Raw genomic sequence first — 7,706 nt, 5'->3', positions numbered from 1 at the left:
CCTTCCCGGCGGTCTCACCGAGGACGAGGGCGCGGTCGCCGCGAGGAGCCTGCTCGCCTCGGACCCGCGCCCGACCGCCGTGACCGTGTTCAACGACCGCTGCGCGACCGGCGTCCTCGACGTCCTACGCCGTGACGGCCTACGCATGCCCGACGACATGTCCGTGGTCGGGTTCGACGACAGCAGCCTCGCCCGCCTGTCCCACGTCGCTCTCACCACCATCGCCCAGGACACCTCGCAGATCGCCGGACTCGCCGTCGCTCAGGCTGTCGCCCGGGTCGAGAACACCCCCGCCGGGGACCGGGAGCAGGTCATTCCACCTCGGCTCGTGACTCGTAGTACCAGCGGCGTGCGACCCTCCACGAGCCACCGACCTCGGTGAGCCGAGTGGGCGCCTCGACGTCGAGCGGGCGCGCCGGACGAACGCTCGCCGGGCGGTTGCACCCGGGCCGCTCAGTCGAACGCCGGCCGTGCCTTCTTGATCGGCTCGTCGCTCAGGGCTCGGTCCCGCCGCCGCTAGCGATCCGCCAGGTGGCTGGCGACGACGTCAGTGACTGGTTGCCGGGAGGCCTGCGGGTCGTCGATCTCGGCATGGCGGTGCACCCAGGCGTCGAGGTCGAACAAGGTGTCGGTCACGACCTCGGCGGTCCACACGAGGACTCGGGGGTTGGTCTCACAGTGCGGAGCCTCGCTGACGACGGTGGTACTCGCCCTGAGGGTGCTGTCCGCTTACTCCGCCCGGTCTCACGATCAAGGGTGCTTCGCATCGGCTGGCGCCGACGACCCTGCGGGTCGCCCTTGACAACCTCATGTCAATCTTCGTCAGGTCGTCGGCTCCGGGCGGGGGCTGCCGGAGGAACTGAGCCCCCGCGAAGGGGCCCGGGGGAGTGGGGGGTGTCGTGTCAGTCGAGCAGGAAGGAGCGGGCCTGCTGTGCGACCGCGTCCGGGGCCATCCAGAAGGCGGAGTGGTCGTGGTCGGGGAGGGTGAGGACGGTGGCGTTGGGGAGGAGGTCGGCGAGGGCGTCGGCGCCGTCGCGGATGAAGGCTTCGCCGTTGCCGCCGACGGCGATGGCGACGGGGGCGTTGATGGTCCAGCGACCGTTGGGCAGCGCGGTGCCGTCCTGGAGGTCGGCGAGGATTCGGCCGTCGTAGGTGTAGGTGTGGGCGAGCTTGACCATCTCTTGCCAGGAGGGGTCCTGTCGCATCATGGGCAGGTATTCGGTGGGGACGCGGATCATCTCGGTCATGAAGTACTCGACGGCCTCGCTGCGCTTGCCCGCGGCGATGAGGGCGGTCTGGTGGTGCAGGTAGTCGGCGGGTGCGGGGGGTCGGGCGTCGGAGACGATGAACGGCGGTTCGTAGAGGTAAAGGCCGGTGACCCGGTCTGCGAGGGCGGAGGCGGCGTCGAGGGTGAGTGCGCAGCCGCCGGACCCGCTGGTCAATGCGGCCGTGCCGCCTGCGAGGTCGATGAGGGCGGCGATGTCGTCGATCTCGCGGGCGGGGTCGTAGGGCTGGGGGTCACCGCTGGCTCCGCGGCCGCGTCGGTCGTAAGTGATGACGGTGAAGTCGGTGGAGAGGGCGGCGGCGAGGCCTGCGACGCCGGTGTGGTCCTCGGCGACGTTGCTGATCACGATGATCGCGGGGCCGGTTCCGGTCTGCTGGTAGGCGATGGTGGTGCCGTCGGCGGAGGTGAGGGTGGACAGCGTAGGCAGGGTGGACATGGTCTGTTCTCCTTCGAGTTCGGCGAGTAGGTGGTCGAGCCGGTCGAGGGCTTCGAGGTAGCCCTCGGCCATCTGGAGCTCGACCGCGCGCAGCAGGGCGGCGCGGTCAGGGAAGCCTGCGGTGACGTCGACGGCGCATCCGTTGTCGGTGGTGGTGAAGGTGACCGTGGTGGGGAAGACCCCGGTGTCGTCGGGTCGCCAGGCCTCGTCGGTGAAGACGTCGTCGTAGACGAGTGCGGCGTGGGTGACGACGTCGGTGTAGGTGGCGATGCTGTGGACGGGGGCCGCCGATCGGTCGGTCGGTGCGATCTGGAAGCGCCACCGCCCGCCGGGTCGGACGTCCATCTCGTGGACGGTGGCGGCCCATCCCTCGGGGCCCCACCAGTGCGCGATGGCGTCGGGGTCGGTCCATGCCCACCACACCCGGTCGACACCGGCGGTGTAGGTGCGGCTGATGTGCAGGGTGTTGCTCGCCTCGTCGATCCTGATCTCGGACATGGTCACGCCTCTCGCTCGTGGCCGCCGCCGTGGCTGCGGTCCCTGCTGTCGTGGGTCTGGTCGTCGAGGAAGGAGCCGAGGCGGTCCATCCGCGCGGACCACAGGGCCGCGAAGCCCAGTGCCCAGTCGCTGACCTCGTGCATCGCGTCCGGCCGGACCCGGTAGATGCGCTGCTGAGCCCGCTTCGTCGCCTCGACCACTCCGGCGTCGGCGAGCAGGCGCAGGTGTCGTGAGACGTGCGGCTGGCTCAACCCCAGGGCCTCGACGATCCCGCCAACCGACAGTGGCCCCTCGCGCAGCAACTCGACGATCCGGAACCGGCTCGGCTCCGCGATCGCGGTGAGTCGCTCCTGCACTGTGATGACCATGCCCAGAACATACGACACGATGTATATACAGTCAAGCAGATGTTCTGCCGGTAGTTCGTGGCGGGCTCGATCCGTGGGGATCGAGAGGAGCCCGATCGACCTGGTGGTCCTGCGCTCACGGCCGCGCCGGCCGAGGGACTGAAGGACGTCCTTCGGACGGGGCCTGTCGGTCCTGGCGTTAGACGGCATGAGGCGTGGTGTTCCTCCGCGGCGTGAGTGTGGTCGTCGCTCGTTGCAGGCCAAGGTCGTTCGTCCTCGCTGCGCTGCGGGCGCTGCACCTTGACCTGCTCCTCGTCGACGACTTGTTGGCCTGGCGTGGAGCAACGGCCAGGACTGAGGCGACCACGTGGCCCGGGTTGGGAGTAGTCCTGCGGCGGGGACGTCGACGACGAGGAGGTCGTGGTGATCAACGCGCGGACGAGTGTGGGCCTGGACGTGCACGCCCGGTCGGTGGCGGCGTGCGGGCTCGACGGGCAGACCGGTGAGGTGTTCGAGCGGCACCTGGCTCCGGACCCGGCGACGGTGATCGACTGGGTGCAGGGCCTGCCACGTCCGGTCGTGGTGACCTGTGAGGCCGGGCAGACCGGGTTCGGGCTGGCGAGGGCCTTCGACGACGTCGGGATCCGGTGCCTGGTCGCGGCGCCCTCGAAGCTGCAGCGCCCGGCCGGGGACCGGGTGAAGACCGACCGACGTGCGCGATGCCCGGCACCTGGCCCGGCTGCTGCACCTGTCGGAGATCGTCGAGGTCGCGATCCGAGCCGGGAACTTGAGGCGTGCAGGGACCTGACCCGTTCGCGGGAGGCGGCGCGGCGCGAGCTGATGTCGGCGCGGCATCGCCGGGGAAGTCGTTGCTGCGCCACGGGCTCGTCTACCCGGACAAGACGGCGTGGACCTCGCGTCATGAAGAGTGGCTGCGCCGGCAGAGGTTGCCGATGCTGCACTCGCAGATGGCGTTCGAGTCCGCCTATGGCGCCGTGGTCGCGGCGCGGGAGCGCCGGGACCGGCTCGACGAGGCGATCGAGGCGATGGCCGCGGACTGCGACCTGACCCCGGTGGTGCGCCGGTTGGGCTGTCTGCGCGGGGTCTCGACGCTGACCGCGTTCGCCCTGGCCGTGGAGATCGGGGACTGGCACCGGCTCTCGGGGCGGACGATCGGGGCGTTCGTCGGGCTGGTGCCCTCGGAGGACTCCAGCGGTGCGACGAAGTCGCGGGGCGCGATCACGAAGACGGGCAACGGTTACGCCCGTCGGCTGCTGGTCGAGGCGGCGTGGCATCACCGCCGTCCTTATCGGACTTCGGCGGTGTTGATGCGGCGCTGGGAGCTCGCGTCACCGGCGGCCCGAGGCCGGGCCGAACAAGGCAACCGGCGCCTACACGCACGTGGATGGCGTTCGACGCACGGCGCAAGCGGGCAGTGGTGGCCAACACCGCGATCGCCCGCGAGCTCGCCGGCTGGTGCTGGTCGCTGGCCGTCGTCGAGTAGGACGGGCCTCTTGATCGTCCAGGGTTGTGGTGGTCGGAGTTACCTGGTCGGAGTCGGTGAACTCCAAGAGAGCCGGCGGCGTTCCTCCACCGTGAGGCCGCGTGGGGGACTGGCCATGTGGCCGCGGGGCGTCTCGATGCGTTCGAGCTCGCGTACTGGGTTCGACGGCATGACCTGGTTGAGCACGGCCTGGTGCGTGACGCCGCAGCGGACGGCGCAGATCTCGCCGACGCGCAGGCTGGAGCCGAGGGCGAAGCGGATGAGGTCGGGCATGTCCGCGCGGACGGCTACCTGTCTGACGATCGCCCGGATCATGCGGCGGGTGTTCGCGGCGTGCAGCCGCGTTCTTCGTCGAGTCCCAGCGCTCGATCCGACGGGTCTTGCGTACCGGCAGCGGGCGACCCAGCGGCCGTCGGCGAGGCGGAGCTCTCCGAGCTTGGGCAGGACCTGCTTCTTCAGGCAGTTCGCGTACGTGTCCGCGGTCGAGTCGGCCCGGCGGTCCTGGATCTTGGCGAACCACAGATCCGCGGCCTCGCGGAAGAACGACGTCGGGCCGAGCGCCATCGTCTTCCGAAGGCTCTGCAGGACGAGCTCCGCGACCGCGGCGGCGGGCCGACCGCGACCTCGACGGGCGCCGGTCGCTTCTCGGTGGTGCCGTCGGGGAGGATGACCGTCTTCCGGGCCTGTTCGAGCGCCGCGAAGTAGGTGTCGAGGCGGGCAACGGTGCACTCGTCTTCGCGCTTGACGGTGATCGAGCCGTGAGTGCCGAGCAGGAGCGGCGGACGAGCCATCGGTGAACCCCTCCGGACGAGTAAACGTCGGGTAAGCGTCGGGTTTGATCACCGAAAACGCTAACAGGTCAGACCGACAACCGGTCTGACCTGCTAGTTTGCGTACACCGCCACGGACTTGAACCGTGAACCCGCTGATTAAGAGTCAGCTGCTCTGCCAATTGAGCTAGCGGTGCATGTCTTGAATTATCGCGGTGTCCCTTGCGCGGCACCGGAATCCAGTGTAGCACCGGCGTCCGACGGCCTTGCTCGGGGGGTCCGCTGACCCCGGGTGAGTGACGGGACTTGAACCCGCGGCCCCCTGGACCACAACCAGGTGCTCTACCAGCTGAGCTACACCCACCATGATCGCCCGGTTGCCCCGGCGACCTCGTAGAGACTACGTGATGGGCGGAGGGGGCGTCACGCCGGGGGTGCCACTGCCGCGGCGGCGGCGCGGGCCTCGTCCGTCGTGGGGCCGGGGGGCTGCACGAACAGGGTGCGGCGGTAGTACTCCAGCTCGCGGATGGACTCGACGATGTCCGCCAGCGCGCGGTGGGCGAGGCCCTTCTCGGGCTTGGCGTAGAACACGCGGGGGAACCAGCGGCGGGCCAGCTCCTTGAGCGAGCTGACGTCGATCATCCGGTAGTGGAGGTGGGCGTCGAGCTCCGGCATGTCGCGGGCGAGGAAGCCGCGGTCGGTGGCGATCGAGTTGCCCGCCAGCGGCGCCACGCCCGCATCCGGCACCCAGGATCGGATGTACTCGAGCACCCTCTCCTCGGCCTCCCGCACCGTGACCCGCGAGGCGCGGATCTCCTCCGTGAGCCCGGACTTCGCGTGCATCTCCTCCACGACCGGCGGCATCGCGGCGAGGGCGGCCTCGTCGGCGTGGATGACGACGTCGACGCCCTCGCCGAGGATGTTCAGGTCCCCGTCCGTGACGAGGACGGCGATCTCCACGAGCGCGTCCCGCTGGAGATCCAGACCCGTCATCTCGCAGTCGATCCACACCAACCGGTCGTTCATGAGACGCAGCGTAAGCCTCCTGGTCTAGGCTCCGCCGCGTGGCCGAGAACACGACTGCAGCCCAGGACATCGCCGCCGGCTACGCGACCGAGGGCGAGGCGCTCGAGCTGGGCACCGTCCTCGTCGACGGTCAGGTGGACCCCAGCGCCAAGGTCCGGATCCCGTTCGCCACGCTGAACCGGCACGGGCTGGTCGCGGGCGCCACCGGCACCGGCAAGACCAAGACCCTGCAGGGACTGGCCGAGCAGCTGTCCAACGCCGGTGTCCCCGTCCTGCTGGCGGACGTCAAGGGAGACCTCTCCGGGCTCTCCAGGCCGGGGGAGGACGGGCCGAAGATCCAGTCCCGCGCGGCGGACACCGGGGACGACTGGGTGGCCACCGGGTTCCCCGTCGAGTTCCTGTCGCTGGGCGGCGGCTCGTCGGCCATCCCGATCCGCGCCACGATCACCCAGTTCGGGCCCATCCTGCTGTCGAAGGTGTTGGACCTCAACGACACCCAGGAGTCCACCCTCGGGCTGATCTTCCACTTCGCCGACCAGCGCGGGCTGCCGCTGCTGGACACGAAGGACCTGCGCGCGGTCATCCAGCACCTCACGAGCGACGAGGGCAAGGCCGACCTCAAGGGGATCGGCGGGGTCTCGGCCGCCACCGCTGGCGTCATCCTGCGGGCGCTGGTGAACCTGGAGGCCCAGGGCGGCACCGAGTTCTTCGGCGAGCCCGAGTTCGAGCCCGCGGACCTGATCCGTCAGGTCGACGGGAAGGGCGTGGTCACGCTCGTCGAGCTGGCCGAGCAGGCGGCGAACCCGAAGCTCTTCTCCACGTTCCTGATGTGGCTGCTCGCGGAGCTGTACGAGGACATGCCCGAGGCGGGCGACCTCGACCGGCCCAAGCTCGTGTTCTTCTTCGACGAGGCCCACCTGCTGTTCAACGACGCGTCCAAGGCCTTCCTGGAGCGCATCGAGCAGACCGTGAAGCTGATCCGCTCCAAGGGCGTCGGCGTGTTCTTCTGCACCCAGCTGCCCACGGACGTCCCCAACGGGGTGCTGTCGCAGCTCGGCGCGCGGATCCAGCACGCCCTGCGCGCCTTCACCCCGGACGACCAGAAGGCGCTCACCAAGACGGTCAAGACCTACCCCACGTCGAAGGTCTACGACCTGGAGGAGGCCCTGACGTCGTTGGGCACCGGCGAGGCGATCGTCACCGTGCTGTCCGAGCGGGGCGCCCCGACGCCCGTCGCCTGGTCCCGGATGCGGGCGCCGCGCTCGCTGATGGCCGCGATCGGAGCGCCTGCCGTCACCGAGGCCGCGAAGGGCTCGCCGCTCTACGCCAAGTACGGCCAGACGATCGACCGCGAGTCCGCCTACGAGAAGCTCACCGCCCGGCTCGCGCCGCCGCCTGCGCCGATCCCGGAGGAGGCGCCCGCGCCGCCGCCCCCGCCGGAGCCGCGGCGGGAGAAGGAGGAGCCCGGGATGCTGGAGGGCTTCTTCTCCTCGCCGGCGGTGAAGTCCTTCATGCGGTCCGCCGCCAGCGCGGCGGGCCGGGAGATCAGCCGGAGCATCTTCGGGACCCGACGGCGTCGATGAGCGCCACCGCGTCCTCGGCACGGACGTCGAGGATGCGGTAGCCGCCCGCGCCCGCCGCGGTGACGGCCTGCAGGGTCACGACGCCCGCGCGGCGCTGGAACACGCTCTGCCGGACCGTCCAGCCGATGATCCCGGTGCGCTGCAACGCCACCGTGCGCCGCGAGAGCCCGCCGAGCCTGCTCACGAGGTGCAGGGGCGTGAGGGCGTGGCCGAGGGAGCGGTAGCGGTCCCGGGCGAGCAGGGCGGCGAGCGGGAGC

At 70.4% G+C, this 7,706-nt stretch carries 8 protein-coding genes and 2 tRNA genes; 3 read left to right on the top strand and 7 right to left on the bottom strand.

Annotation, left to right across the window (positions count from 1 at the left end):
• Nucleotides 1–382 (top strand): substrate-binding domain-containing protein (locus tag H5J29_RS14275; RefSeq protein ID WP_181781441.1); only part of this gene is annotated, 382 nt, incomplete at its 5' end.
• A 520-nt stretch (nt 383–902) separates the two neighbouring features.
• Here the strand turns inward: H5J29_RS14275 and H5J29_RS14270 are convergent.
• The 3 genes from H5J29_RS14270 to H5J29_RS36725 form a co-directional block, all read right to left on the bottom strand.
• Nucleotides 903–2,219 (bottom strand): alpha/beta fold hydrolase, encoded by a 1,317-nt coding sequence (locus tag H5J29_RS14270; protein WP_181781440.1) that lies wholly within the window; start codon nt 2,217–2,219, stop codon nt 903–905.
• A gap of 2 nt (nt 2,220–2,221) precedes the next feature.
• Nucleotides 2,222–2,587 carry an ArsR/SmtB family transcription factor gene (locus tag H5J29_RS14265; RefSeq protein ID WP_181781439.1) on the bottom strand — a complete coding sequence of 122 codons (366 nt, stop codon included), beginning with the start codon at nt 2,585–2,587 and terminating at the stop codon, nt 2,222–2,224.
• Between the two features lie 964 nt (nt 2,588–3,551).
• Nucleotides 3,552–3,821, bottom strand: coding sequence for a hypothetical protein (locus H5J29_RS36725; RefSeq protein ID WP_246393861.1), 270 nt, complete (start codon nt 3,819–3,821; stop codon nt 3,552–3,554).
• On the opposite strand from H5J29_RS36725, the gene H5J29_RS36720 reads away from it, so the two are divergent.
• A complete protein-coding gene (locus H5J29_RS36720; RefSeq protein WP_512700116.1) occupies nt 3,706–4,740 on the top strand; it encodes a transposase in 1,035 nt (344 codons plus the stop codon). The two genes, H5J29_RS36725 and H5J29_RS36720, sit on opposite strands and share 116 nt — an antisense overlap.
• A 224-nt stretch (nt 4,741–4,964) precedes the next feature.
• Here the strand turns inward: H5J29_RS36720 and H5J29_RS14250 are convergent.
• From H5J29_RS14250 to orn, 3 genes are all read right to left on the bottom strand, one after another.
• Nucleotides 4,965–5,037: transfer RNA gene (locus H5J29_RS14250), tRNA-Lys, on the bottom strand.
• Between the two features lie 94 nt (nt 5,038–5,131).
• A tRNA-His gene (locus H5J29_RS14245) sits at nt 5,132–5,204 on the bottom strand.
• 59 nt (nt 5,205–5,263) lie between these two features.
• Nucleotides 5,264–5,866, bottom strand: a complete 603-nt coding sequence (gene orn, locus H5J29_RS14240; protein ID WP_181781437.1) for an oligoribonuclease — start codon at nt 5,864–5,866, stop codon at nt 5,264–5,266.
• Nucleotides 5,867–5,904: 38 nt separating this feature from the next.
• Between orn and H5J29_RS14235 the strand changes: the two genes are divergently transcribed.
• Entirely contained in the window at nt 5,905–7,449 is a 1,545-nt protein-coding gene (locus H5J29_RS14235; RefSeq protein ID WP_181781436.1) for a helicase HerA-like domain-containing protein, read from the top strand.
• Here H5J29_RS14235 and H5J29_RS14230 read toward each other — a convergent pair.
• The coding region (locus tag H5J29_RS14230) for a PH domain-containing protein (RefSeq protein ID WP_181781435.1) at nt 7,412–7,706 on the bottom strand (295 nt) is incomplete at its 5' end. The genes H5J29_RS14235 and H5J29_RS14230 overlap by 38 nt on opposite strands.

This window comes from Pseudonocardia pini, from assembly GCF_013870575.1.
In the GTDB taxonomy this organism is placed as follows: Bacteria; Actinomycetota; Actinomycetes; order Mycobacteriales; family Pseudonocardiaceae; genus Pseudonocardia; species Pseudonocardia pini.
This window is presented reverse-complemented; position numbering and strand designations above follow the sequence as displayed.